Consider the following 24865-nt stretch of genomic DNA (forward strand, 5'->3'; position numbering starts at 1 on the left):
ATTGGAGGAATATTTATGTATCTTATTTTCATGTAACTCTTCCTGCTAAAATCGCAGGGTTTTCCCTGCATACAAGCAAATGAAAGCATGCGATTATAGACAGGAGGAAATGTTATGGAATTAATATTAAAAGCAAAAGACATTCGTGTGGAATTCAAAGGACGCGATGTTTTAGATATAAATGAATTAGAAGTATATGATTATGACCGTATTGGTTTAGTAGGAGCAAATGGTGCTGGAAAAAGCACTTTACTCAGGGTACTTTTAGGAGAATTAACTCCCCCAGGATGTAAAATGAATCGTCTGGGTGAACTTGCCTATATTCCCCAGTTGGACGAAGTAACTCTGCAGGAGGAAAAAGATTTTGCACTTGTAGGCAAGCTAGGTGTTGAGCAATTAAATATACAGACTATGAGCGGTGGTGAAGAAACAAGGCTTAAAATAGCACAGGCCTTATCGGCACAGGTTCATGGTATTTTAGCGGATGAACCTACGAGCCATTTAGACCGTGAAGGAATTAATTTTCTAATAGGACAGCTAAAATATTTTACAGGTGCACTGTTAGTTATTAGCCATGACCGCTATTTTCTTGATGAAATAGTAGATAAAATATGGGAACTGAAAGATGGCAAAATCACTGAGTATTGGGGAAACTATTCTGATTATCTTCGTCAGAAAGAGGAAGAACGTAAGAGCCAAGCTGCAGAATACGAACAATTTATTGCGGAACGTGCCCGATTGGAAAGGGCTGCGGAGGAAAAGCGAAAACAGGCTCGTAAAATAGAACAGAAGGCAAAAGGTTCTTCAAAGAAAAAAAGTACTGAAGACGGAGGGCGTTTAGCTCATCAAAAATCAATAGGAAGTAAGGAAAAAAAGATGTATAATGCTGCTAAAACCCTAGAGCACAGGATTGCGGCCTTAGGAAAAGTAGAAGCTCCGGAAGGCATTCGCAGAATTCGTTTCAGGCAAAGTAAAGCATTGGAGCTCCATAATCCATACCCTATAGTCGGTGCAGAAATTAATAAAGTATTTGGGGATAAGGCTCTGTTTGAAAATGCATCTTTTCAAATTCCGTTAGGAGCAAAAGTGGCGTTAACTGGTGGTAATGGAATCGGAAAAACAACTTTAATCCAAATGATCTTAAACCATGAAGAAGGAATTTCTATTTCGCCTAAGGCAAAAATAGGTTACTTTGCACAGAATGGTTACAAGTACAACAGTAATCAGAATGTTATGGAGTTTATGCAGAAGGATTGTGACTACAATATATCAGAAATTCGTTCAGTGCTAGCATCTATGGGGTTCAAACAGAACGATATTGGAAAAAGTTTATCTGTTTTAAGCGGTGGAGAAATTATAAAATTGTTGCTTGCTAAAATGCTCATGGGTAGATATAACATCCTAATAATGGATGAACCCAGTAACTTCCTTGACATACCAAGTTTAGAGGCTTTGGAAATACTAATGAAGGAGTACACCGGAACTATCGTGTTTATCACCCACGATAAACGATTACTCGAAAATGTAGCAGATGTAGTTTATGAAATTAGAGATAAGAAAATAAATCTGAAACATTAAATTTAAGGTAGTCGCTGGTCAGTATAGTCTGTTCTGGTTGGCGACTCCATTGTTAAAGAGTATAAAGACTTTAGATTTTATGAATATTAAAAATAGGAACAGTCAATTGAACTGCTCCTATTTTTCTGCTAAATATATTGTAGTTTTCTTATATGTATAATGATAGATTAGCGGATTCTCATCTACGGTACTTACTTCAAATATGAAGAAGTGATCGCGGTTATCTCTGGACTTTTCCTTATTGAGGACAAAGTAATTCTTACGTGAAGTCGCCATTGTTTTTAGGATATCATCAGTTAGGAAGGTCAATGGAATATTCATGTTAGAGTAGCGGTAGAAGTCACGTTCAAAATCTTGGTAGCTTTCGCTATAATAGTCCATTTGTAGGTGATTACGCTGAAACTCAAGCTGATTCATAGAGCACCTCCTCGACAAGTTCAATACTAATAATGTCTTTTAATTTCAAATTGATGTGACCTGTTGTAGTTTTTATCAAAATGAAATCTTTGGTCAGACTTGGTATTGTTCCAGTGTAGGAAACACGCTTGTTTTTTTCAATCACTTGAATGCGTGTGCGTAGCTGCCCGGCGTATACTTGACTGAGGAGTAATAATTTCTTCTCTAGTGATAAGTCAGACATGTACGTTACTTTGTTTGTATCATCAGAGAGTGCTGATGCATGTTCAGATAGGAAAAAGCCCATCCATTTTTGCATCTTTGTATCCTGGTACTCTCTTGCTGATTGAAATGGTAAATATGAACGGTCAATCATATCAAATCCTTTCTATGCAGAGGCAAGGGTATTTTTATCAAATTGAATCGTAAAACCTTGAATTCCCCCACCTGTGTAACATTCTTTAAAGCGATTGATTACCTCAGTATAGATTATCACAGATGAGCTTGTTGGCTTAATGCTAAATGTAAATTCCAATGGTAATCGGTTTTCAGATTTAGCATGTACTAGTCGTATCGATATTTCAGTTGTTTTGAGTTTTCTCTGACGAAGTTTTGAAGTTGCTGTTTCAACGATTCCATGTAAAAATCTTTCAAGCATTTCAATATCATTACATCCTTTGCTACGGATTTCTGAAAATTGTACTGTATTTTTTTCTTGTTTCATTTTAATCCCTCCAATCCACCCGCGGAATGACCACCGATAAGTTTACTGCGTTCAATATTTCTGGAACCTTCAGTTAGGACGGTTCCTTTTTGTATGGCTAAAAAACCAAACTGTTCTCTGACAACATCAATAGCTGTCTGAAGTCTATTATCTTTTTCAATTTGTTCTACATCATCAAAGAGTGATAGTAGAGTATAGCTTTCATCTACGAAGCCACTATAAGATACACCAATTTGTCTCACTGCACCAGAGGTGTATTTTTTCGGAATAATACAAGTACATGACTCACCATTGTTTTGGGGAGATTTGCGGGTTCAATTTTATTCTGAGCATTTATAGATTTTTTCATCTCAGTCCTAGAATAGCCAATATGAATAGAAACGACAGTAGTCAATACTAGGGCTACTGTTCCGTTCCACAGTATCATTTAAAAATCATTTTCACACCCTTTCGTCTATTAGTATAGAAGAAAGCTCTCAGCACACAATATCCACTTGTAGTTTATAATAACTATCTCCTCCTTTACACTTTAATTCAAATCTTTATTAAAAAATATTTCATCTTATTTAACAAGAAACCATATTTATATAACAACATAAAATACACTAAGTTATTTTATTGAACATATATCGTACTTTATCTATCCGACTATTTGGACGACGGGGCTGGCAAACAGGTTCACCGGTAGTAACATGGTACCCTTTTAACTCTGTTAAACAAACACTACGTCCATTTGTAAAGAAAGTTAAATCACTACGATATTCTTGAATACACCGAGCAGGGATTTCTCCACTAAGAATGACCTCATTATTTTTCAATTGAGTGTCTACGATGTTCGCACAATATTTAGGAGCATCGGTGTATGCTCGTGAAAGATATTCCTGTGGCGCATAAATTTTAAAACTAAGATATGGCTCTAACAATTCTGTTCCAGCTTTTTTTAAGACTTGTTCCAATACAATAGGAGCAAGCATCCGAAAATCTGCTGGGGTACTAACAGGGCTATAGTATAAGCCATACTTAAAACAGATTTTACAGTCCGTCACATTCCAACCATACAATCCTTGTTCACAGCCATAGCGTATCCCTTCCATAACTGCATTTTGAAATGATTGATTTAAGTATCCAAGAGAAACCGAGCTCTCATACTGCATTCCACTTCCCAACGGAAGCGGTGATACAGATAAACCAATGGAAGCCCAGAAAGGATTCGGTGGAACTTCGATGTGAATGGTATACTCTGCTTTTTTTAACGGTCTTTCCATATAAATGACTGTAGGCTCTTTTATTTCTATCTCCACATGATACTTTTCTTGCAGCAGAGCACAAGTCACTTCCATTTGTACTTTCCCTAAGAAAGAAAGTATGATTTCATGTGTCGCAGAATCCACATAATATCGCAGAAGCGGGTCACTGTCGGAGATTTCTAAAAGTGCATCAAGTAACATTTCCCTTTGTTGAGGTTTGCTCGGTTCAACAGTCGTTTGCAGCAGAGGGAGGGGATTTTCAATTCTCTCTCTCTGTGGCAATAGCTTTGTATCTCCAAGAACACTATTTAACTTCAAAAACTCATTCTGCAAAATAACAATTTCCCCGGAATAAGCCTTATCGATTTTACATAATTCACCATTTATTGAAGTATACATTTCTGTAATTTTTATTTTTTCCTTTTCCGATATTCTAACCGAATCTCGCAAATGCAGTACGCCACTATAAAGACGTATATATGCAAGACGCTGTCTTTTTTCCGAATACTCAATTTTGAAAACTTTTCCGCAAAGTTCAGACTGACCTCGATGTGTTGATGAATAAAATTTATTCGTAATCACTTCTATAAGGTTATCAATCCCTATATTGTTTTTTGCACTTCCGTGATAAACAGGGAACAGGGAACAATTATGAAATCTTATGCTTTCCTCTTGTTCGAGTTCCAATGCTTCTAATGATTTACCGGACATATATTTCTCTAAAAGGTCATCGTTTCCCTCTATTACCGTATCCCATTGTTCAGATTCGGTAAAGTTCGTCACACACATATTAGGATACAGTTCTACCTTCTGTTTGATTACAATTTCGGCAGAAAGTTTCTCTTTAATATCCTGATAAACCGTTGATAAATCAATTCCATTTTGGTCAATCTTATTGATAAAAAAGATTGTGGGAATCCCCATTTTCCTAAGTGCATGAAATAATATACGAGTTTGTGCTTGTACGCCATCTTTTGCAGAAATCAGTAGAATTGCCCCATCTAAAACTGATAATGAACGATATACTTCTGCTAAGAAATCCATATGTCCTGGCGTGTCTATGATGTTCACCTTCGTATTTTCCCACTGAAAAGAGGTTATTCCTGTCTGAATTGTAATTCCTCTCTGACGTTCTAAAAGCGTATTATCCGTCCTCGTTGTACCTTTGTCCACGCTTCCTAATTCTGTAATCGCTCCACTGTTATATAATAAGCTTTCTGTTAAGGTAGTTTTTCCCGCATCAACATGAGCTAAAACTCCAATATTAATAATTTTCATGTGATTTTCCTCCATTCAAAAGCCCAAAAGGGCATAAAAATCCCAGTGATAAATACTCTTATCACTGGGATTTTTATGCATAACCATAGGCATACAAAGCATACAGATATTCTCCGGATACTTTAGAATCACATGATAAAGGTATTCTTAAACTGGGTACAAAAAACTAAGCCCTCCTAAAAAAGGACATCCAATTATTTGTTCCCACTATCAAATTGACAGTTTATTTAAGAATACCTTGCCGCATATTTATTAACTCCTTTTAAATAGATACTTAAATAATAGCACGTAAGAGCATATTTGTCAAGGAATCTCCAATTTTTTATCAAAGAGAGTACGTGATTACAAAATAGCTGTAATAATGTACCAATATTTGTTATTCTATAATCTTCCAATTACTCCCGTTCTTTTCAAGTACCAAATCAAATTGAGATACCTGCGTTGCTTTGGTCTGCTGGTCGATATACTCCACTGTCAGCGATACCGTGACTTGATTATCCTTACGATTGTGAATAGGATTTACCAGTTCTTGAAAGATGTACTCTTTTCCGATTGGTTTTAATATCCCGTCATTCACATAGTAGGAAAGTTCACTGGCTGTCGCTGTAGGATAGAGCTTGAAGAACGTCGTTAAAAACTCATTGATTTCATTGGTTGTAATGGAATCAACCGTCCCCTCACTTTCAATGGCTTTTGGTTTATAACTTGATTTCTTAGGTATGTTGGTAATGGTCGGATTCTTAACCAGTACCATATTTCCAGAACCATCTACATAGACACTCACTATATAAGCAGAGTGGACGGTCTTTGTATTTTCTCCCTCTGTAATGAGCTGGTCTACACTGTAGGTTACATTAAACTCATTGTCGCCAGTTGGCTCTACCGTCCATATCTGAAATCCTCTTACAGAAGACGATACAGGAATATCTTTGCGTACTGTATCAACATTGAGAGCTTGAAGTTCATCTGTCAGATAGCCTTTTAGACTTTCCATTCGATTATCAATGGACTTATCGGATTGCTCCCATGAATAGTAGACTTTCGCAAAGTTCTCTACAAAATTTTCTACATGATGAGTATCAACGTATTCCTTTTCTATGATAGTTGTTTCGTGAATAGTATGAGTATCTATAGCTGTAAAGTGCTTGAATATCGCAAAGCTGAAACTAAGCCCTAAAAGTACCCACAAGGCAATCACAACCTTTTTATGAGGATTGACCTTATAGTAGACACGAGGTTTCTTTTCCTTTGGTATCTGTTTTTCTTTATTCTGATTTTTTCTAAATTTCATCATTAAATCTTCCTTTCTCATTGTTTGATTCGTCCTGCTCCCACTAAATGCTGTTGCCAGTAGGGGCTTGTTAAGTCGGCATAACCGATTGGGTCGCCTGCATGAAACATACGGTTATTGCCAAGGTATATCCCAACATGAGTAATATAAGAGCCAGCGTTATAGGTAGAATGAAAGAAAACCAAATCGCCAGCTTGTGCTTCCGATAGTGGGATATGCTGGGTCACATCATATTGCTGTTGTGCGGTTCGTGGTAAGTTAATTCCAGCTTTTCCATACGTCCATTGTGTCAGTCCGCTACAATCAAAAGAAGTAGTCGGGGAAGCTCCACCGTAAACGTATCGCCAGCCCTCATATTTCAGTGCTTCGTCCATGATGGCTTGTACCGTATCATCATCAAACTCTGTTGTGACAAGATACTGCGTTACCAGTTGCACATAAAACATATTGCCATAGTTGTATCGCCAGCCCCCATTGATAGGTATGGCTATGGGATTGGGGTAAGACACTTTTTCGCCACCTGAATACTCTTTTGAGAAACTTTGAGCCAGTTCAAAGGTATATTTATTTCCACGATTAGCCACATACCCTAAGAAACCACCACCATAATTGTAGGACTGGATAACCGATTCTAAATCTACACTGAGCCTTTCGCTACTGGCTAATAATTCACTGAAATACTTCACACCTTGCTTAATGGATTCTTCTGTACTCAATGAATTAGGTGGAAGACCGAGGGATTCCGAGGACTGCATAACATCTTCCGCAGTACCGCCCGATTCCACCTGTATAATCGCAAGAAGTATGTTGACATATTCTTCAACGCCATATTCTTTGGCATATTTTTCTACCATAGGCTTATGAGCCAGCACTTCTGCGGAAACATTCACACCTCCATAATGAATATTGGAAATTCCGCTGTCCTGTTCATCTGAAAATAAAATGGCAACAAACAGAAGCAGTGAGAAGACCATCAAGAATAATCCAGAACCACCAATTACTAAAGTTTTCAACTTCATGGTTTCTTACCGACTTTCTTAATGGTGGCGGTTTTGATTGGTGGTCTACTTCTTGTATTTTGTAGTGGTACTCTTTGAACAGTAGACGGACGTTCTTTTGTGATTGGACGTTGTGAAGTTCTATCTGCTGTAGTGGTTGAAGTTGCTGGCTTTTGAACGGTTTTTTCTTGAACGGTATTGCCTTGGCGTTCCACTTTTGGACTTGAAAAATCGGACTTAACTGCTGGACGCTCTTGTTTGGCTTGTTGAGATTCCTTATATGAAGTCTGAATATTAGACTGTTTTGAGGTCTGTTCATCATGATATTGTTCTTGTCTTGTAGTCGGTCTTTCATGAACAGAAGAAGCAGGCTGTTTTTTCTGTTTGACCTGTTCCATTTCAGAGCGACGCTTCGCAATGGTTTTTCGCCTTTGTTCCTGCTGTTCCTTGCGTCCACTGGCTCTGTCCGCTTTGGTTTGAGAAATACTACTGGTTAAATCACGGACATTCTCTTTTACTTTGGATTTTCCTTGATATACTGCATATCTTGCATTGGTCGGCAAATCTTTAACCTGTTCTTTCAAACCACTAGCAGTGTCTACCATTCTGTCTTTGGTATCAGCTACTGTACCGATGGTTTGACCGATACGTTTTCCAAGTGTTGATTTTTCCTTTCCGTCTGGTCGGGAGTGATCTGCTTGTGTCCTTGCAGAACTCCCCGAACCCGACTGTCCTTTTTTACCTGTAACAATGGCAGACCCAGCCCCTAGAGTAGTCATGGAACGTCCAAGTTTCCGCTGTAGACGGTGCATGTGAGCGTGCATAAGCATACGAGGTTTTCTCATCACACGACTTCCCACACTTTGAGAATCGTTACTCTGTAGAGAAAACATACTCATTAAATCGCCCAGCTTGAAGTAGATTCCTGCAAAGGTCACAATCTGTAGAAAAGCAATCAAAAAGAACGGATAACCAGCCGATAAGGTATAGAGCATGGTTGAAATACTAAATGCTGTCGTAATAATCAATGTGATTCCAGCTCGTGTCAAAATGGTATTAAAGAGCTTTGTTATGGCTCGTTTTGACATACCATCAAATGATGGAATCATGCTTAAAATAAAGCTCACAGGCAGAAACATAGCATAGATGATAAAAAGTACCTGCGAGAAAATCATGATTCCTGTTAATAGGAATACAAATATGGAAATCCCAATATTGAAGACAAATAGGAAGAAGACTGTACCTAAACGGTTAATGGTCTTTGTAATGGTTAGATTGGTATTGCTTCTGTCTTCAATTTCTTCCGCAACAATTTTTTCTCTGTCTTCGCCATTGTTGGAATCTGGGCTGGTGGAGAGCAGGCTTTCCACACGGTCAATACCGATACTTTCAATGTCTGAACTGTTGTATTGAAGCAGTAGCCACGGTTGCTGAACCTGTATGGAAAACAGGCTATCTCTGATTAAGTCCACGCTGTCCTTGCCTTGACTATCGGAATGGGGCATGACAATCTTCGTGCCAAGTGATAAACTGGCATTACTGATGTCTGATGAAAAGTCATTGATTTTTTTAATGTAGTCGGGAGCGTAGGCAATAAAGGAAGCCGATAGGATAAACACCAGCACAAAATTCATAATGGCATGAATTGCCTTTGTGGTTTCTCTCTTTATCAGTCCCGTATAGGCAACATAAACCCCAAGAACCAAAATCAAGAGTAAGAGGAATCCAACATAGAAACCCTCTGTTGAAAATCCGTTTGCACTCACACCAGCTAAGGTCTGCATATTCTTACCAATGGAATCTGCTGTAGCGGAAATGAAGTCTAAGGAATAGGCTTCCTGTACTAAGTAACCTGTCGCATTGGAAACATACAAACTGATTGTCCAAATAAAATTGGTAATGGCATATAGTCCATACATGACCTGTTTTCCAATCCCGTCCGACCAGTTCCACGGAAGCCAGCCCCAGCTATTATCCACATAAAAATCCAGTTGATAGTTTTCAAGTGGGTATCGGCTGTATTCATTTGCCACATTGACCGTATCATCTACCAAGCCCGCAGCTTGAACCACCGTTCCCAGCATGGCTAAAAGAAAAATGGCAATCACAAGTGTGAAAGCCACTGTCATTGCCACTTTACCTAGACGTTTCAGCGTCCAGTTTGATTTTATTCTGTTTACTATTGATGGTTTCACATTTACACCTCTTTTCGCACAGGTGGTCTGGTATCAAAGGCATGGAGCAGTTCTTCAAATACAGGGTGGAACTGTATCACACCGACACGACCATATAAATCACTGATAAGGCATTGCCCGTTTTCCAAATCACGCAATCGCTTCTGATTGTTTTCGTCCTCTGGGTCTACACCAAAAAAGGCTAAGGTCTTTTTAATCTCGTTAAGGTCAGTGGAACGAAATGCAAATTTTAAGCCGAGGTTATTTTTCAGTTTTTCATCTAAGAGGTCGTCTGTATTTTGGGTCACGAAATATACCCCAGCGTTCATAGCACGACCAGCCCGAACCAGCTTCATAGATAGTGTTTTTCCTTGTGCTACCTGTAAAAAGCTCCATGCTTCGTCTAAATCTACAATCTTGAAAATGCTTCGGTCTGTATGGATAAAGTCTAAAGCAAAGGTACTAATGACAATCAGCATAGCAACGGATAAAAGCTCCATAGTGGTATATTCCTCAAAGGAAGTTTCCTTGTCGGGAAGTACCAAGTCCGCAACCTGTATAATGTTCAGTTGTTTTTCTAAGCTGATAGACTGCTCCACATAACCATTACTGAATAATAAATGTGCAAAGTCATAGTCTGTAAAACTTTCGATATGGTCGGCTATACTGGTACTTAGTGGCGTATTCTCAACCCGTAATTCCTCAATCACTTTCATCAACCCTCGTACTTCACTATTGGTTACTGCACGAATGGCTTTTCTAAGGATTGGGAAGCGTTCCCCATCACGAGAGGAAATCCCCGTAAGGAATGTCAGAATATCAATAGCCAGTGATTCAGAATCTTTGGGATTTTTCATAATCACATAAGGGTCAAGTAAGCCTTTGTTTTTCTCATCAGAAGTCAGAGTGACGATATTGATTTCATGGGAAATCTCTGGCAAGGTTTCTTTCCATCTGCCACGTTCTGCTTTTGGGTCTACAATCACTGCTTGTGCCCCATAAAGCACCGCATAATAGACGATAAGGTTATTCGCAAAGGATTTACCACCACCCAGCGAACCAACAAAAGCCGACGCTAACGCATTGGTTACTGAACCCTTAACCCCTTGACTGGCAAGAGCAGGTTTCAGATAGACATTGCGTCCAGTATCTAAGCTGTAGCCAACATAAATCCCCTCATTTTCCCCCAGCATTTGAGTAGCACCAAAACCTAAACCAGCGAGGAAATCAGAGGTCACGTATTGAATATAATCATTCATATAACGCTTGCTGGCAGGTAAAAATTCTTCATGTAAGCCGAGCATATCCCCAAATGGTCGTACCAGTTTTACGCTTAAATCGTCATAAAAATCTTTCACTTCATTACAACGACGTTTGAGTTCGTCAAGATCATTTGCTGATACCCTTACCACATAAGACAGCTTGTACATAGATTCCTTGCTTTGGTCTAAATTGGTTTCCAGCTCATTCACACTTTCCAGAGCTTCCGCCACATTGGAGCTGGTTTCATTATCACTTTGCCAAGCGTGGTTATCCAAGTCTTTCAGTTCTTTCTTTTTATTGCGGACAGTAGATAGGGCTTTACGATTCGCTACAATTTCCACATTCATTGACGTATCAATCGGGAATGTAAATTGCTGTTGCTGGTAGTAGAAGATTTCAGAGGACGGGAAGTCCAGTTCTCCGACAATGCTGTTAATGGTAAAGTAAGCTACATAGACGGTTTCATCTTCCTGCTGGATTTTCAAATATCGCTGTTTTTCTTCCACCAAACAGCGAGTAGGCTTAATCAAGTCATAGTATTTAATCAGCGTTTCATTATCCAGCTTTTTCTTTGATAGATGGTACTCATACTCTTCATAGGCAGTGCCTGTCTGTCCGTAAAGGTGTTCAATCAGATAGCCGAAGTCGTCCTTATCTAACCTGCGGATTTTGAAACGACGAGAGATTTTATTTTCTAAGAGCTTTTCCATCTTCTGAAAACGCAGGATTTCATCATTACTCATACTAACAAAATCGCCCATCAGCTTATGGTTCACATCATAGACAAAATCAGACAAAGCATTTTTTGCTTCAACGGTAAGACTTTTCATAGAAAACTCCTGATCGTTGAGAAGCAACTTAAAGCCGATAAAGAAACGGTAGTTCACTTGATTTTCGCCAATCATGGATATTAAAGCGTCTGTCTGTTGGTCGATTTTGTCATAGGCAACCGCTTTGAGCTTGCCAGTGACTTCATTTTTGGAACGCTCTTGTGCAGAACGTATGCTGGATTCTGTACTGATTTGTAAAGCATGAATTTTGCCATCACGATTTTGTGCGATAAGCTGTCTGAAAGAATCATGCACTTGTATTTTCTGTTCTGGACTTAGAAATGAGTAATTGTAAGGAACAAGCTCATAGTAAGCATAACATTCCCCGTCTTTATTCCAGACGAGATTGTTTTCAATGTATTTAATTGGATATGCCATAAAATTCACTCCTAACTGCTGTAATGGCTTCTTGTGGCTGGTTTCTGCCAAGCGTTACTTTTTTTCCTGCATAGGTCAGCTTTGGTCGCAGTGCATAAGCAATGACAGACTTCAAAAATCCATAAGGCTTTTTACCATCAAAAGTTTTTGTAGACATAAACCATGTGAAAGCCACAGGAATCCCAAAGTATTTGAGAAATGCTCCCTCTATCATGGAAAGAGGGGGCAAGTTGCCAAGTATCATCACTGCAAAGAGTGACACGACAAACCATGTCATTTGCGTAAAGGTTATGGGAAACGGAAGTCTAAAATCATTGATAGAATACAGTACCTTTTCCACAGACCAGATACTGGTATAGCTTCGTATTTTCTTCATGTAATCAATCCTTTCATAAAAAATAGGGGTAGCTGATTGAGCCACCCCGTAAAATAGAAAATCTGCCAGTAGTAATGTACCGACAGATTTAATAGACGATTTCAAAAATCCCATGATTGGTTGAGATAAACGTTCCTGAAAGGTCTAAATCCCGACCATAGGCTTGATAATCAATATAGTTTTGAAGACTAGCTGGTACTTCGCCTAAAGCACCCGTTTCTTCAATGTAGTAGCGTGCCACGTCATACATATCATCACAATCGGAATGAATGATAATATCCTCTTGATGTTCGCTTAGTTCTTCAATGCTTGAAAAATGAGTGAGCAGAGCAGATAGCTCCGATTGTAATTCTTCGGGTAATTCCGATACCATTTCCCATAGTCGATTGAGTTCGCCAATGGAAGTGTATTCGTCAACCGTAAAGGGTAACTCGTAGTCATGAATGGCGTATTCCTCATATTCATCATTCAAGCCGATTTTCTCTTTGACTTCCTCAAAGTCAATGGGAAAGGTAAACCACGCACCGACCAATTCGCCCTCATTGTATTTGCCTAAATTCGCAATATAGACTTGCATATCGTCCATATATTCACGTCCTTTCTTTGTAGAGATTCAAAAATCCCTACCGCACTTCGTTTGGTGTACCATTCCTTTGCGGAACATAAGAAAACCACTTATATTCCACAAAAGAACGGTTTTATTTAAGCACCAATAATGCGATTGAATAGCTCTAGTAAAATGTCTTTTACTCCAGCAGCGTTGAAGACTAAGCCAACCGCAATAATCGCAATAATTAAAAAGCCAATCAGTTTGCTAAACTCACGCTTGAAGCCAAGATACAAGCCAATCACAACGATTGCTAAAAGCACCAGTGATTGAGCGTTTGATAGAAACCAGTTATAAAGGTTTTGTCCAAAATTCATAAAAATGTTCTCCTCTCTATATTCAATGAATTTGTATTTGAGTTATTTTTTTGTTGTTATCACGTCCTGTTCTTTTACTGACTGTTGCTTCAAAATCTGCTTGTGTCGGTCTGTCAGTTTCGCATGGTCGAGAATGTCTTTTACAACCTGCGTCTGGTTGATTTCATCAAGTTTAATCGCAACCTTTAAGGTCGGGGCAACTTGATGAGATAGCCAGTTCAGCGTCCTTTGGAAGGAGTAAGGCTCTGGTTTTGTGGTTAGTTTTAATCGTTCACGATTGTTCCCAATAAACCAAGCCCATTCTTCATTCAGTTTCCAATCAGAACGAGGTTTGGAATCGTCTTTATCTACAAAACGGATATACCGATTGATAATTTTAAAGGCGGTATGCTCTGGATTGTCATAGACGAGTAAATCACGGACTGCATAATAGGCACGCTCATTTTTCAATCGAATCTCAAAACGGTTTTTTACTTCTGCGTCTTCAATGGGAATATCATTTTTCTTGTACTGCTCGTAGTCCTTTTCATAGATACAGAAATAAACTTCACTTTGTAATGAACCGATATAGAGGGTGTTTCCCATACATTCCTTTTCCTCTTTGCGTACCAGTTCGCCACTGCGATAGCTTTTAAAACTGCGGAAGACGGAGATACATTCTTCCTGTTGGCACTTTTCAGTGAGTACAGGGATATTCAAAATCCCTGTCTTATCGTTAATGGCAAGGTCAAGGCGTTTCATCACACCGCCAGCCACCAAAACGTCCATAAAGAACTCATACCAGCTTCTTTGTTGTGCCAGAAGATAGCTTTCAAATTGTCTGCACCCACGACCTTTCAATTCCACCAGAACTCCTTTGTCCAGTTCATGGGAGCAAAGGACGAATATGTCGCCTAAAGCATAATGCTCTGAATAAGAATAGAAACCATAGTCCTCATGAAGAAAATAGGACAGTTTCAGTTGTAAGATGTTTTCGACCACCTGCTGTACGTCTGTTGTCGGAAAGCGAATCCTTACATAATCAAACAGCATTTCAAGGGGAGCGTCGGGATTGAAGCGTTCCAGAGCTTCCTAAAGGGACTGCTGTAAATCCTCTGATGGCTTGACTTTTCCTGTTTCAATATCGCTTAGATACTGCCTTGTAATACCAGTCGCAACAGCTAAACGGTTTTGAGATAGTCCATAAGCCAAGCGTTTTTCTTTTAAATGCTGTAACCAAGTTTGTTCATTCAGTAAAAATCCCTCCAATCAAAAAGGCGTATGTCAACTTTTAAAGCCCATTTGACATACGCTGAAATTTTGTAAATCCCTTGTAACCAAAGGATTTTCTAATGTTTTTTTGACTGTTTCCTGTCGATTTGTACCCCCCTGTTAGATACGGGGGGTTAAGTGCTGGCGTGGCTATTGCCACACCAGCCAGCAAGATCAGTCCACACCTGCGACTTCCGCTTCGCACGTCGCCTGCGTGGACTGTCTGCTGTTGGATAACTTTTTAATTTCCTCCAAGAAATCATATCCTTTTGGTACAAGGGGAGTATAAAACTCTGATATGACACTTGTTCCTACATCAACATAGCCACGACCTTTGATTCGCTTTAAGAAGAAATCCTTTTGTACGTCACTGCCAAACATCATGCCATAGCCCATTTCAGACATACGACCTAAAGCCACTCTGAAATTAAACTGATCACGGATTCCGTCGCCTAAATATTTTGCGTCTGGACGTTGACAAGCCAGTATTAGAAAGAAGCCAGCTTGACGACCTAACATGACAATCTGTTTCAGCTTATTCATAACTGCGGTGTTTTCTTTTGTTCCCAGCATTTCCATGAAAGCGACGTATTCATCAAAGATTAAGAAGTGTGCCGGGAGACCTAAGTAAGCATAATTTTTGCCAGTCTTATAGTTCTTCATCTGCTTCATTTCCTCACTACGTTTCATCATTTCTTCATAGAATGTTTCAATGCAAGAAAGCAAGTCTTCTTTTCTATAGTAGACATTTGCCATCACAGAACCTAAGTCCGCAAGGTCAGCATTTTTCGGGTCAAGAATATACAGTTTTGAATCTGTATGAAGCAAGGCTTCAATCAGTGTCAGTATAAAGTAAGTTTTACCGCCACCTGTACCACCAGCAATCAACATATGAGGGAGCTTATCATATTCCCACCATACGTTTTTCATTAAGCGAAGTTTACCATCTTTAGCTTCTACTTCATCAATAGAAATACGACTGGCTATGGTGTCATAGAGCAAAGTATATTCCACATAGGAATCCTTTAACTCTTTATCCGTCAGCTCACAGTACAAGCCACTCTCTAATTTCTTTTCCAAGTGTAAGAGTTGGTCTTGATATTTTCCCAGCGTGATTTCCACCCGTATCTGTATCAAGCCATTTTTAAGTCGATAATACATTTTAGGGAAGTAGGTTATCTTTTCCTTTGTACGACCAGCACTATCTTTAAAGAAACCCTCTGTTTTGACCTGTTCAGATTCATACCACTTGTTTTCAAGTATCATCTTTGCCAGTTTTTGACGGTGGTAAAGTTGTTTAACCGTATCATAGCGAACCCGTTTGAATACAAACGCTACCAGCAAGCAGATAAGAATTGCGACACTGAAACTGATAATTAAATAGGGAATGTCAATCTTATCTGCTTGTGATAGGTTAAAATCCTGCCAGTTGATCTGCTGGATTGTCTTCACATGAAACAGTCCGACAACCAGCAGGAAAACAGGCAGGAGTGACGCTATCGTAAAATGAAAGACTAAATCTTTACCAGATGGGCGAATCCTTTTACCACGCTGTTTCATGCGAAAAAGTCTCCTTTCTACCTAGCGACTATTTGTCTTGTGTCGGTTCTTTCTTTGCTTGTGGTTGAGCTTTGAATGAACTAGAATCCTTTGTCAGCACAATATCGTCTGCCTTGATATACCAGTCAACATCTGCTCCTTGATAGGTGGCAGTAGCAACGGTGTCCGCAATGGGATTGATAAGTTCCACCCGTGCGTTATAATCAAACTCTTTCAAAGGCACGCTGGCAGGAATACTTACTTGAATCATGCGTCCTTGTCCTTTGGATTTTAAGTCATAGGTACGTTCCTTGATTTCATCTGAAACCGACCCGTCTTCATTTTGGATTCTCACTTCACGACGTAGAGCAGAGAATTTCAATTCTCCAAAAGTCGTGTCTTTATCTAATACAATGCCATTTGCTAATCTCATCATTTTTCCTCTCTTTCTTTATTCTTTTATCATGTCGTCAGCATGTAAAAGGTAATTTGTAAAACCACGAGTGCCGATTTTGTAGCCCTCTGCGGTAATACGTGGATTGACTAACTTCACACGTTCCTCAAAGCCGAAATGTTTTTCGCCAGCTTCAGCAGGAAGCACCACCACAATATCATCTGCTCTTTGAACATCAGAATAGAGATTATAGCTTCTTGATAAGACAGTTAGCCGTCCGTTGATTCTTCGCTGAACGACTTTATCCTCGCCAGCAAATTCTAAATTGCCGAATGTTTTTTCCATGTTGGGAATCACAAATTTAAGTTCCATATTTTTACCTATCCTTTCTTTTTTATTGGCTGAATGAATGTTTGATGGTCTTAAAGAGTGGGGAACGACCTTTTGATTCTTGATTTTTTGTTTTCATAAGTTCACTTCCTTTCAAAATCGGGTAAAAAAATAGACACCTCATTTTTTGAAGTGTCTACCTATTAAATATTCAAATTTTATTGGAAGTATCTTTATATCTTCACTTTTCAAGGATAAATCGTCGTATCAAAGCTCATTCATAAGTAGTAAATTAGTAGTAAATTGAGTGGTTTTGACCTTGATAAAGTGTGATAAGTCCAGTTTTTATGCGGATAACTAGATTTTTATGCTATTTTTGATATAAAAAATAGATAAGAAAACCCTGAAAATCAAACTTTCAGGGTTGGTAGGGGATTGGAGAAATTAGTTGATTTTCTCGACATAGAGTTGTTTTGCAATGTCCATACTTACTTGTAAGTCCTCGTCTTTACTAAGGATAGTGAAGGTGTTGCTGAAGCCATCAAACTGCTTGACTTGGAGCTGATCACCGATGTGAAGTGAGTGCTTGTCCAGATAATGGAGAATGTCAAAACTATCATGCACCCGAGTCAGGCGGTAGGAGCCAGCTTCCTTGATGTCAGCTAGTGGGAGGTTATTGATTTCAACTAGGAGTTCTCCCTTGGCAGGAATGGTTCCTCCGTGAGGGCAGGTCTTGGGAAATCCAAGCAATTTATCCAGTCTTTCCACGAAGAGGTCAGAGACAGTATGTTCCAATACCTCAGCTTCCTCGTGAATCTGGTCACTCGTATAGTCTAAATGATGAACTAGAAAAACTTCAATCAAGCGATGTTTACGGTAGAGCTCAGAGACCAGTTTGAGGCCGAGGTCAGTCAGTAGATAGCCACATTCCTTGTCCTTGAGGATGAGATTTTCACTCTTCATCCGTTTAATCATTTCAGTTACGGCAGGGGGAGAGACTTGCATGCGGGCAGCAATTTCCTTGTTGGTAATTTTATGCAGGTCTATGCCGATTTCATAAATACATTTTAGATAGTCTTCTTTATTCGGGGTCATTCGCTTCCTCTTGTCTAATATCTTTATCTAGTATATCAAAAAAAGCTAGATTTCTCTAGCTGTGACTTTTTATGTTATACTTATTGCAAGAGAAAAAACGAGGAGATGGATATGACGAAAATAGCTCTTCTTTCAGATATTCATGGAAATACCACCGCCTTGGAGGCTGTTTTGGCAGATGCTCGGCAGCTAGGAGTGGATGAATACTGGCTTTTGGGAGACATTCTCATGCCAGGGACAGGGCGTAGAAGGATTTTGGACTTGTTGGCTCAACTACCGATTACAGCTAGAGTTTTGGGAAACTGGGAAGATAGTTTGTGGCATGGTGTCCGTAAGGAATTGGATAGTACTCGTCCCAGTCAACGCTATCTCTTGCGCCAGTGCCAGTATGTTTTAGAGGAAATTTCCCTAGAAGAAATTGAACTGCTCCACAATCAACCTCTCCAGCTTCATCGTCAGTTTGGGGATTTGACGGTGGGAATTAGCCACCATCTTCCTGATAAGAACTGGGGGCGAGAGTTGATTCATACTGGAGCGCAAGAGGATTTTGACCGCTTGGTGACCAATCCCCCTTGTGATATTGCTGTTTATGGTCATATTCACCAGCAGTTGCTTCGTTACGGGACTGGTGGACAATTGATTGTTAATCCGGGTTCGATTGGGCAACCTTTCTTTTTGGATGCCCAGTTGCGGAAGGACTTGCGGGCCCAGTATATGATTTTAGAGTTTGATGACAAGGGCTTGGTAGATATGGACTTCCGACGGGTAGACTACGATGTGGCAGCTGAATTGCAGTTGGCTAAAGATCTGAAACTTCCCTATTTTGAGGTTTATTATGAAAGTCTGGTCAATGGTATCCACCATACTCATCATCAGGAATTTCTGAGAGAATTGGCCCAGAAAAAGGGCTACGATAGGGAGTTAGATGCCTGGTTGAAAAGTGGTAACGATTGACATTACAACTAAAAAGGGTATAATAAAAGAAAAAGAAGAGTAGAGGCAGAGATGCCTCGCAAAAAGGAGAAGAGGATGCAAATTCCAAGTAGATTTACCATTGCGACTCATATGCTGATAATCATTGCCCTCAAGGGGAAGGAAAGCAAGGTGACCAGTGATTTTCTGGCTGCTAGTGTTGGGGTCAATCCAGTCATTATCAGAAAAACCTTGTCCCAGTTGAAGAAGGCAGAGTTGATTTCAGTAGCGCGTGGAACAGGCGGAACAGAGATTGTTAAGGATCTCAAGGACATTAGTCTATTAGATGTTTATCAAGCGGTTGAGTGTCTTGGTAAGACAGGTCAACTCTTTAGTTTCCATGACAATCCAAATCCAAATTGCCCGGTTGGTGCTCATATTCATGATGTTTTGGATCAAAAATTGGAGAGAATCCAGCTGGCTATGGAGACTGAACTTGGGCAGACTAGTTTAGAACAGGTCGTGGCTGATGCAGAGAGTCAGATGAAGGATTGAATTTTTTTTAAACAAGAAAGCTTATGAGAAGGTTTTTATACTCAATGAAAATCAAAAAGCAAACTAGGAAGCTAGTCGCAAGCTGTACTTGAGTACGGTAAGGCGACGCTGACGTGGTTTGAAGAGATTTTCGAAGAGTATTACCTTTTCATAAGCTTTTTATCTATTCTTCCATGCTTGGTAACGGGTATCAATCAATAACTGGGTGAGGCGTCCCATGGTTTCTCTTTCTTCTGGAGTGAGGGATTGAGCTTGGACGAAGAGATGACGAATGTGTTCAAGCGCCTTTAAGGAAGACAGGTCATTGATGGAAGTAATACCAGAATCAAGAATGGTGCCAAAGAAGAGGTCGAAGTAGAGCTGGAGTTCTTCGTCAGGGACTGTGGCAACCCACTCCTTGAAGGTTGTGTCGACTTGTTGGCTATCACTGTTGGTCTTATCCAGTTGGACGAAGCGCTTGTCCTCAATCTGCCAACTAAAGGTATCGTGCTGGGCGATACCACCCAAGGCAGTACTGTGCACGATGATTTGGCGGTTAGGAATTTCCATCATCATACCGATAATGGATCCTTGTGGGATGAAGACCTTGGTTCTATCCATTATCCTTTGATAGCCCTCGGTTTGTGTCAGTTCTTTGTGGAAACCAGGCGCATCAAAGGTATAAACTGCTGTAATCTGATCTTGCAAGCTTTGCTCAATTTGACTAGTAGCATAGATGGCTAGATTTCCTCCCTTGGAATGTCCAGCCAGAATGACCTTTTGCTTAGGATGTTGGGCAAAAAAGTTCTTTAAATAGCGGAGGGCATGCTTTTGAGCAGGGATTTCCTTCATATAGGTCAGGTGGAAATCTTCCTTCCAGCCAATGATACTGTCATCAGTCCCACGAAAGACAATCAGATAGGTATCGAGAGTGAGGCGGTAGGTCATAGCCGCAAATTGCTTTTGCAGTTCAGGATCAATGTCATTGATAAAATGGGAGAGTTTGCAATTTTTGAAGCGTTTGTGTTGAGCTAGTTCATCTAATAGCTGGAGGCGATTTTTGCTGGTCAACATGTTGGGCTCCCTTGGAACCTGAGGAGCCAGGTCTAAAAGTCGCAGAGGAGTTGTGGAGACCAAATTATCAAAGGAGAGATAGGTGATTTCTGTTAAGGCTAGAATGTCTAACTCATTCAAAGGAAGGTCGTAAAAGGAATCGTGTGCGACATCTTTCAGATAATCAAAAATATTGGCCATAAGAGCTCCTTTCTTTTTATTTATCTTATCACAAACACATAGAATTTACTAGTTGGTTTGTACGAGCTCTCTACATACTGACCTATAATGGTATGATTCAGACACATAGAAGACAGTTTGCTTTTATTTCAAACCTCTAAACATACTTGTTTGTATCTGTTTGGCGTCAATCCCATTCTCTTTTAAGAAATTCTTCATCTCATTTATATCATCAGGTTGGCCGGTTAAGAGATAAATAGCTTGGTTATCGTATTTCACAACCGCATTTTTTAAAAATGCTTGGCTTTGAGAAAAGGTTTCGCTAGTTTTATAAGTTAGATTCGGATTATTCTTACTAAGCTCTCTTAACTCATTATCAAAAATGTTTACTCCTTTGTCTAAATGATTAAGAATGATGGAGCGCTTACCAGCCCACTCTTTCACAACTGGACGTAGAGTAGAAATACCGACATCAGAGGCAAAACAAACCAGTGCTTGGTCATTGTCTTTAACAGATAAAGATGACTCCAGCCAACTCATCTCAATTTTACTACCAGCTGGTAAATGTGTTAAGGTTTCCTTAAACACGCTACCACTATTATGGGTTACAATAAGAATTTCATCCTCATCAGGAGTAGAAGCAAGGGTTAGCCATCGGCTAGCCTGATCCTCCTTTACTGGACTTTTGTCTGGACCAAACGAGCTGTCAGGAAGCTTAAACTGAGCATAGGAGCCAGCTTTCCATATTTGATTTTTTGGTTTTGTGATGTGAACTAAATACAAATCTCCGCTGGGATTTTCAATGGATTTTATCGATAAAGTTTGACTTCGTCCAAGATAGGTAATGATTCCCCAAGATATAAAGCCGAGCACTCCAAATGTAGTTAGAATAATTATGAACATTTTTTTCCCTCGTTTCATTTTTAACTCCTATAGTGTAGTAATTTTCTATGAATGAATAATATTTTTTTTCATTCAATAATTTCCAAAAAATAAAGAAAAGATTTCTTTATTTCAGTATTCCTTTAATGAAGTTGGTTGCTAGTATTTCTACAGTTTTGCTAATATCTGGAAAATCATTTTCTGTGATATGCATATCCATGTAGTAAAATAGGTTGTAAACTTGTAAAATATCTTGAATTTTTTCTGGAGAATGGCCTTCAGCCTGCAAACGATGAGTAAAGGTTTTCACGAGAAATTGATGAAATGGATTCGTGACTTTCCCTTCTTCTGAGGAATAGTAGCTATGCAACTCATCTGCTATGGCAGGATTGTACCATTCTGCAAGGATTTTATTGGAAGAAACGAGTGCTCTGGATTGAGCAAAGAGTTGACTAATAAGATCAATCATATCAATTTCCCAATCCAGTTCTTCGATCATAGTTTGGCGAACACGGTTGTTTTCATCAATATAGATATCTAAAAAAATAGCCTCTTTACTTTCGTAATAGTTATAAAAAGATCCGACTGCCATATGAGCTTGTCTAGCAATTTCTGAAATTCCTGTCGCCTTGTATCCTTTTTTTGAAAAAACTTCATAAGCTGCGGATTTCAAAGCCTGTTTTTTGTCCAATTTGATTCACCTCTTTTCTGAATGAATATTAAATATTGTTCATTCATATCTTAACAAATCTTTTTCAGATTGTCAATCTGAAAGCTAGAACTTTTTACGGATACCACTTGATAAGGAGCTTTTCAATGTTAGAAGAGTATAGAGTGTCGTTTTAACTACACTCAAGGTTTGGAAGAATAGATATAAATTTTGGTTAAGGGGATGTATAAAAGAACTGAAATGAGGGTTGAAAAAATTAAAAATAAATGGGTAGTGCTGGCACTATGTCTGAAAATAAGGTATGATATCAATGGGGTTATTCACTATCTGTTTTTGAGCTGTTGTGACAAGGAAATGTCAAAAAAGTATTAGATACTAAGCCCTCTATTTATACTAAAGGATTTAAGACTCCTAAAATTAGCAAAGGAGAATCAGATGCACAAGATTTTATTAGTAGAAGATGATCAGGTCATTCGTCAACAAGTCGGAAAAATGCTATCTGAATGGGGATTTGAAGTGGTCCTGGTAGAAGACTTTATGGAAGTTTTGAGTCTTTTTGTCCAGTCGGAGCCTCATCTGGTCCTCATGGATATTGGACTGCCCTTGTTTAATGGTTATCACTGGTGTCAGGAAATTCGCAAGATTTCCAAGGTCCCCATCATGTTTCTGTCTTCGAGAGACCAGGCTATGGATATTGTCATGGCAATCAATATGGGGGCGGATGACTTTGTGACCAAGCCTTTTGACCAGCAGGTTCTTTTAGCCAAGGTTCAGGGCTTGCTACGCCGTTCCTATGAGTTTGGGCGTGACGAGAGTTTACTGGAATATGCTGGTGTTATCCTCAATACCAAATCCATGGATTTACATTATCAAGGCCAAGTCTTGAATTTGACCAAGAACGAATTCCAGATTTTACGCGTTTTGTTTGAGCATGCGGGCAATATTGTAGCGCGTGATGACCTGATGCGGGAACTTTGGAACAGTGACTTTTTCATTGATGATAATACCCTCTCAGTTAACGTGGCTCGTTTGCGTAAAAAATTGGAAGAGCAGGGCTTGGTAGGATTTATCGAGACCAAGAAAGGGATAGGGTACGGACTGAAGCATGCTTGATTGGAAACAATTTTTTCTAGCCTATCTGCGCTCCCGTAGTCGTCTGTTTGTCTATCTGCTTGCTTTAGCATTTCTAGTTTTGCTCTTTCAGTTTTTATTTGCCAGTTTAGGAATTTACTTTCTCTACTTTTTCCTCTTGTGTTGCTTTGTAACCATTTTATTTTTCGTTTGGGACATATTGCTGGAAATGCAGGTCTATCGCCAGGAAATTCTCTATGGGGAGAGGGAAGCCAAATCTCCTTTGGAAATAGCTTTAGCAGAAAAATTAGAAGCTCGTGAGATGGAACTCTATCAGCAGAGGTCAGATTCAGAAAGAAAACTGACGGATTTGCTGGATTACTATACCTTGTGGGTCCATCAGATAAAGACCCCCATTGCAGCCAGTCAACTCTTAGTTGCAGAAGTGGTCGACCGCCAACTGAAGCAGCAATTAGAACAGGAAATTTTCAAGATTGATTCCTATACCAATCTAGTTTTACAGTACTTGCGTTTAGAAAGTTTCCATGATGATTTGGTCTTAAAGCAGGTTCAAATTGAGGATTTGGTCAAGGAAATAATTCGTAAATATGCTCTTTTCTTTATTCAAAAAGGCTTAAATGTCAATCTACATGATCTTGATAAAGAAATCGTGACGGATAAGAAGTGGTTGCTAGTAGTTATTGAGCAAATCATCTCAAACAGTCTCAAGTACACCAAGGAAGGTGGTCTGGAGATTTATATGGAGGGGCAAGAGCTTTGCATCAAGGATACGGGAATCGGGATAAAAAACAGTGATGTCCTCCGAGTCTTTGAACGTGGCTTTTCAGGATATAATGGACGCCTAACCCAGCAGTCATCTGGACTTGGACTTTACCTATCTAAGAAAATTTCTGAAGAATTGGGTCACCAGATTCGCATCGAGTCTGAGGTTGGAGAAGGAACGATAGTGCGGATTCGGTTTGCTCAAGTGAACTTAGTCCTTGAGTGAGAAGAGACAATGAGTTTTTACCCAATCTCTTTTTGCTATATTTCAGGATATTTGAAGACTGTTTTTTACAAAACCAATAATAGAATTTTTAATACGGAATATAGTATAAATACTGGTTCAAAGTGAAGTTTTGTATGCTTTATACTTTTGTTGAGTATAAAATCTATAAACTAAGGGTGAATTACAAAAATTAATTTGAGATGAAGTGAATTGTAGACTTGGGAAATATCTCCTATTCGATTTCAGAATGAATCGTTGATACAGGATTAAAAGAACTGCAGCTTTCTTTTTATTTTGAATGAGATAGGTGTATATAGATTTGTATAACTGGTGTAGAACTGTTTCCAAGAATTTATTGAATGTATCGAATACACACATTCTATTGATTTTGAACCAGTTTTTAATTTCTAAATGTTATAATAGTTTTATCAAGTAAAAGGAGACTGCCATGATTGGAGACAATATAAAATTCTTACGAAAATCACATA

Annotated in this window: 24 protein-coding genes and 2 pseudogenes; 5 read left to right on the plus strand and 21 right to left on the minus strand. The window is 39.1% G+C overall.

Annotation, left to right across the window (positions count from 1 at the left end):
• The first annotated feature begins 114 nt into the window (after nt 1-114).
• Nucleotides 115-1578 carry an Msr family ABC-F type ribosomal protection protein gene (msr(D), locus tag KV696_RS05040; protein ID WP_219967032.1) on the plus strand — a complete coding sequence of 488 codons (1464 nt, stop codon included), beginning with the start codon at nt 115-117 and terminating at the stop codon, nt 1576-1578.
• A gap of 117 nt (nt 1579-1695) precedes the next feature.
• On the opposite strand, the gene KV696_RS05045 is transcribed toward msr(D), so the two are convergent.
• The 18 genes and pseudogenes from KV696_RS05045 to KV696_RS05135 all read right to left on the minus strand — a co-directional run bounded on the left by KV696_RS05045 (nt 1696) and on the right by KV696_RS05135 (nt 18066).
• A complete protein-coding gene (locus KV696_RS05045) occupies nt 1696-1995 on the minus strand; it encodes a DUF5960 family protein (protein WP_001072467.1) in 300 nt (99 codons plus the stop codon).
• Nucleotides 1982-2350, minus strand: a complete 369-nt coding sequence (locus KV696_RS05050) for a hypothetical protein (protein ID WP_000567222.1) — start codon at nt 2348-2350, stop codon at nt 1982-1984. Before KV696_RS05050 ends, KV696_RS05045 begins: the two co-directional genes overlap by 14 nt.
• A 12-nt stretch (nt 2351-2362) precedes the next feature.
• A complete protein-coding gene (locus KV696_RS05055) occupies nt 2363-2698 on the minus strand; it encodes a DinB/UmuC family translesion DNA polymerase (RefSeq protein WP_000806926.1) in 336 nt (111 codons plus the stop codon).
• Nucleotides 2695-2940 (minus strand): hypothetical protein, encoded by a 246-nt coding sequence (locus KV696_RS05060; RefSeq protein ID WP_001813542.1) that lies wholly within the window; start codon nt 2938-2940, stop codon nt 2695-2697. Before KV696_RS05060 ends, KV696_RS05055 begins: the two co-directional genes overlap by 4 nt.
• Nucleotides 2941-3303: 363 nt before the next feature.
• Entirely contained in the window at nt 3304-5223 is a 1920-nt protein-coding gene (gene tet(M) / locus KV696_RS05065) for a tetracycline resistance ribosomal protection protein Tet(M) (protein ID WP_000691729.1), read from the minus strand.
• Nucleotides 5224-5238: 15 nt separating this feature from the next.
• Nucleotides 5239-5286: pseudogene (locus tag KV696_RS10460) on the minus strand (hypothetical protein); the annotation flags it as partial.
• A gap of 313 nt (nt 5287-5599) precedes the next feature.
• A complete protein-coding gene (locus tag KV696_RS05075; RefSeq protein WP_001224320.1) occupies nt 5600-6535 on the minus strand; it encodes a conjugal transfer protein in 936 nt (311 codons plus the stop codon).
• Complete coding sequence (locus KV696_RS05080) at nt 6532-7533, minus strand: bifunctional lytic transglycosylase/C40 family peptidase (RefSeq protein ID WP_000769868.1); 1002 nt, start codon at nt 7531-7533, stop codon at nt 6532-6534. Before KV696_RS05080 ends, KV696_RS05075 begins: the two co-directional genes overlap by 4 nt.
• A complete protein-coding gene (locus tag KV696_RS05085; RefSeq protein ID WP_000804748.1) occupies nt 7530-9707 on the minus strand; it encodes a CD3337/EF1877 family mobilome membrane protein in 2178 nt (725 codons plus the stop codon). The genes KV696_RS05080 and KV696_RS05085 overlap by 4 nt, the downstream gene beginning before the upstream one ends.
• A gap of 2 nt (nt 9708-9709) precedes the next feature.
• Nucleotides 9710-12157: a conjugal transfer ATPase TcpF gene (gene tcpF, locus KV696_RS05090; RefSeq protein ID WP_000331160.1), complete on the minus strand. Its 2448-nt coding sequence runs from the start codon at nt 12155-12157 to the stop codon at nt 9710-9712.
• Nucleotides 12141-12533 (minus strand): conjugal transfer protein, encoded by a 393-nt coding sequence (locus tag KV696_RS05095; protein WP_000723888.1) that lies wholly within the window; start codon nt 12531-12533, stop codon nt 12141-12143. Before KV696_RS05095 ends, tcpF begins: the two co-directional genes overlap by 17 nt.
• Nucleotides 12534-12621: 88 nt before the next feature.
• Nucleotides 12622-13119, minus strand: coding sequence for an antirestriction protein ArdA (locus tag KV696_RS05100; protein WP_000342539.1), 498 nt, complete (start codon nt 13117-13119; stop codon nt 12622-12624).
• 116 nt (nt 13120-13235) lie between these two features.
• Nucleotides 13236-13457: a hypothetical protein gene (locus KV696_RS05105; protein WP_001009056.1), complete on the minus strand. Its 222-nt coding sequence runs from the start codon at nt 13455-13457 to the stop codon at nt 13236-13238.
• A gap of 42 nt (nt 13458-13499) precedes the next feature.
• Nucleotides 13500-14705: pseudogene (gene mobT / locus KV696_RS05110) on the minus strand (MobT family relaxase).
• A gap of 177 nt (nt 14706-14882) precedes the next feature.
• Entirely contained in the window at nt 14883-16268 is a 1386-nt protein-coding gene (locus KV696_RS05120; protein WP_000813488.1) for an FtsK/SpoIIIE domain-containing protein, read from the minus strand.
• Nucleotides 16269-16296: 28 nt separating this feature from the next.
• Entirely contained in the window at nt 16297-16683 is a 387-nt protein-coding gene (locus tag KV696_RS05125; RefSeq protein ID WP_000985015.1) for a YdcP family protein, read from the minus strand.
• Nucleotides 16684-16698: 15 nt separating this feature from the next.
• The gene (locus KV696_RS05130; protein WP_000420682.1) at nt 16699-17013 is read right to left on the minus strand and encodes a YdcP family protein; all 315 of its coding nucleotides are present in this window, start codon (nt 17011-17013) and stop codon (nt 16699-16701) included.
• 402 nt (nt 17014-17415) lie between these two features.
• Nucleotides 17416-18066: a metal-dependent transcriptional regulator gene (locus tag KV696_RS05135; RefSeq protein ID WP_000188509.1), complete on the minus strand. Its 651-nt coding sequence runs from the start codon at nt 18064-18066 to the stop codon at nt 17416-17418.
• A gap of 111 nt (nt 18067-18177) precedes the next feature.
• On the opposite strand from KV696_RS05135, the gene KV696_RS05140 reads away from it, so the two are divergent.
• Both KV696_RS05140 and KV696_RS05145 read left to right on the plus strand, forming a co-directional pair.
• Nucleotides 18178-19020 (plus strand): metallophosphoesterase family protein, encoded by an 843-nt coding sequence (locus tag KV696_RS05140; RefSeq protein WP_219967033.1) that lies wholly within the window; start codon nt 18178-18180, stop codon nt 19018-19020.
• Between the two features lie 75 nt (nt 19021-19095).
• Nucleotides 19096-19533, plus strand: a complete 438-nt coding sequence (locus KV696_RS05145) for an Rrf2 family transcriptional regulator (RefSeq protein WP_120718929.1) — start codon at nt 19096-19098, stop codon at nt 19531-19533.
• A 159-nt stretch (nt 19534-19692) separates the two neighbouring features.
• Here KV696_RS05145 and KV696_RS05150 read toward each other — a convergent pair whose 3' ends face one another.
• From KV696_RS05150 to KV696_RS05160, 3 genes are all read right to left on the minus strand, one after another.
• Entirely contained in the window at nt 19693-20766 is a 1074-nt protein-coding gene (locus KV696_RS05150; protein WP_219967034.1) for a DUF2974 domain-containing protein, read from the minus strand.
• A gap of 123 nt (nt 20767-20889) precedes the next feature.
• On the minus strand, nt 20890-21666 hold the full coding sequence (locus tag KV696_RS05155; protein ID WP_219967035.1) for a ferredoxin reductase domain-containing protein: 777 nt from the start codon (nt 21664-21666) through the stop codon (nt 20890-20892).
• Nucleotides 21667-21754: 88 nt separating this feature from the next.
• The gene (locus KV696_RS05160; RefSeq protein ID WP_101776789.1) at nt 21755-22324 is read right to left on the minus strand and encodes a TetR/AcrR family transcriptional regulator; all 570 of its coding nucleotides are present in this window, start codon (nt 22322-22324) and stop codon (nt 21755-21757) included.
• A gap of 408 nt (nt 22325-22732) precedes the next feature.
• On the opposite strand from KV696_RS05160, the gene KV696_RS05165 reads away from it, so the two are divergent.
• Both KV696_RS05165 and KV696_RS05170 read left to right on the plus strand, forming a co-directional pair.
• Nucleotides 22733-23410: a response regulator transcription factor gene (locus KV696_RS05165; protein ID WP_000548991.1), complete on the plus strand. Its 678-nt coding sequence runs from the start codon at nt 22733-22735 to the stop codon at nt 23408-23410.
• Nucleotides 23403-24377, plus strand: a complete 975-nt coding sequence (locus tag KV696_RS05170; RefSeq protein ID WP_219967036.1) for a sensor histidine kinase — start codon at nt 23403-23405, stop codon at nt 24375-24377. Before KV696_RS05165 ends, KV696_RS05170 begins: the two co-directional genes overlap by 8 nt.
• The last annotated feature ends 488 nt before the right edge of the window (nt 24378-24865 follow it).

Origin of the sequence: Streptococcus humanilactis, from assembly GCF_019448275.1 — a bacterium.
In the GTDB taxonomy this organism is placed as follows: Bacteria; Bacillota; Bacilli; order Lactobacillales; family Streptococcaceae; genus Streptococcus; species Streptococcus humanilactis.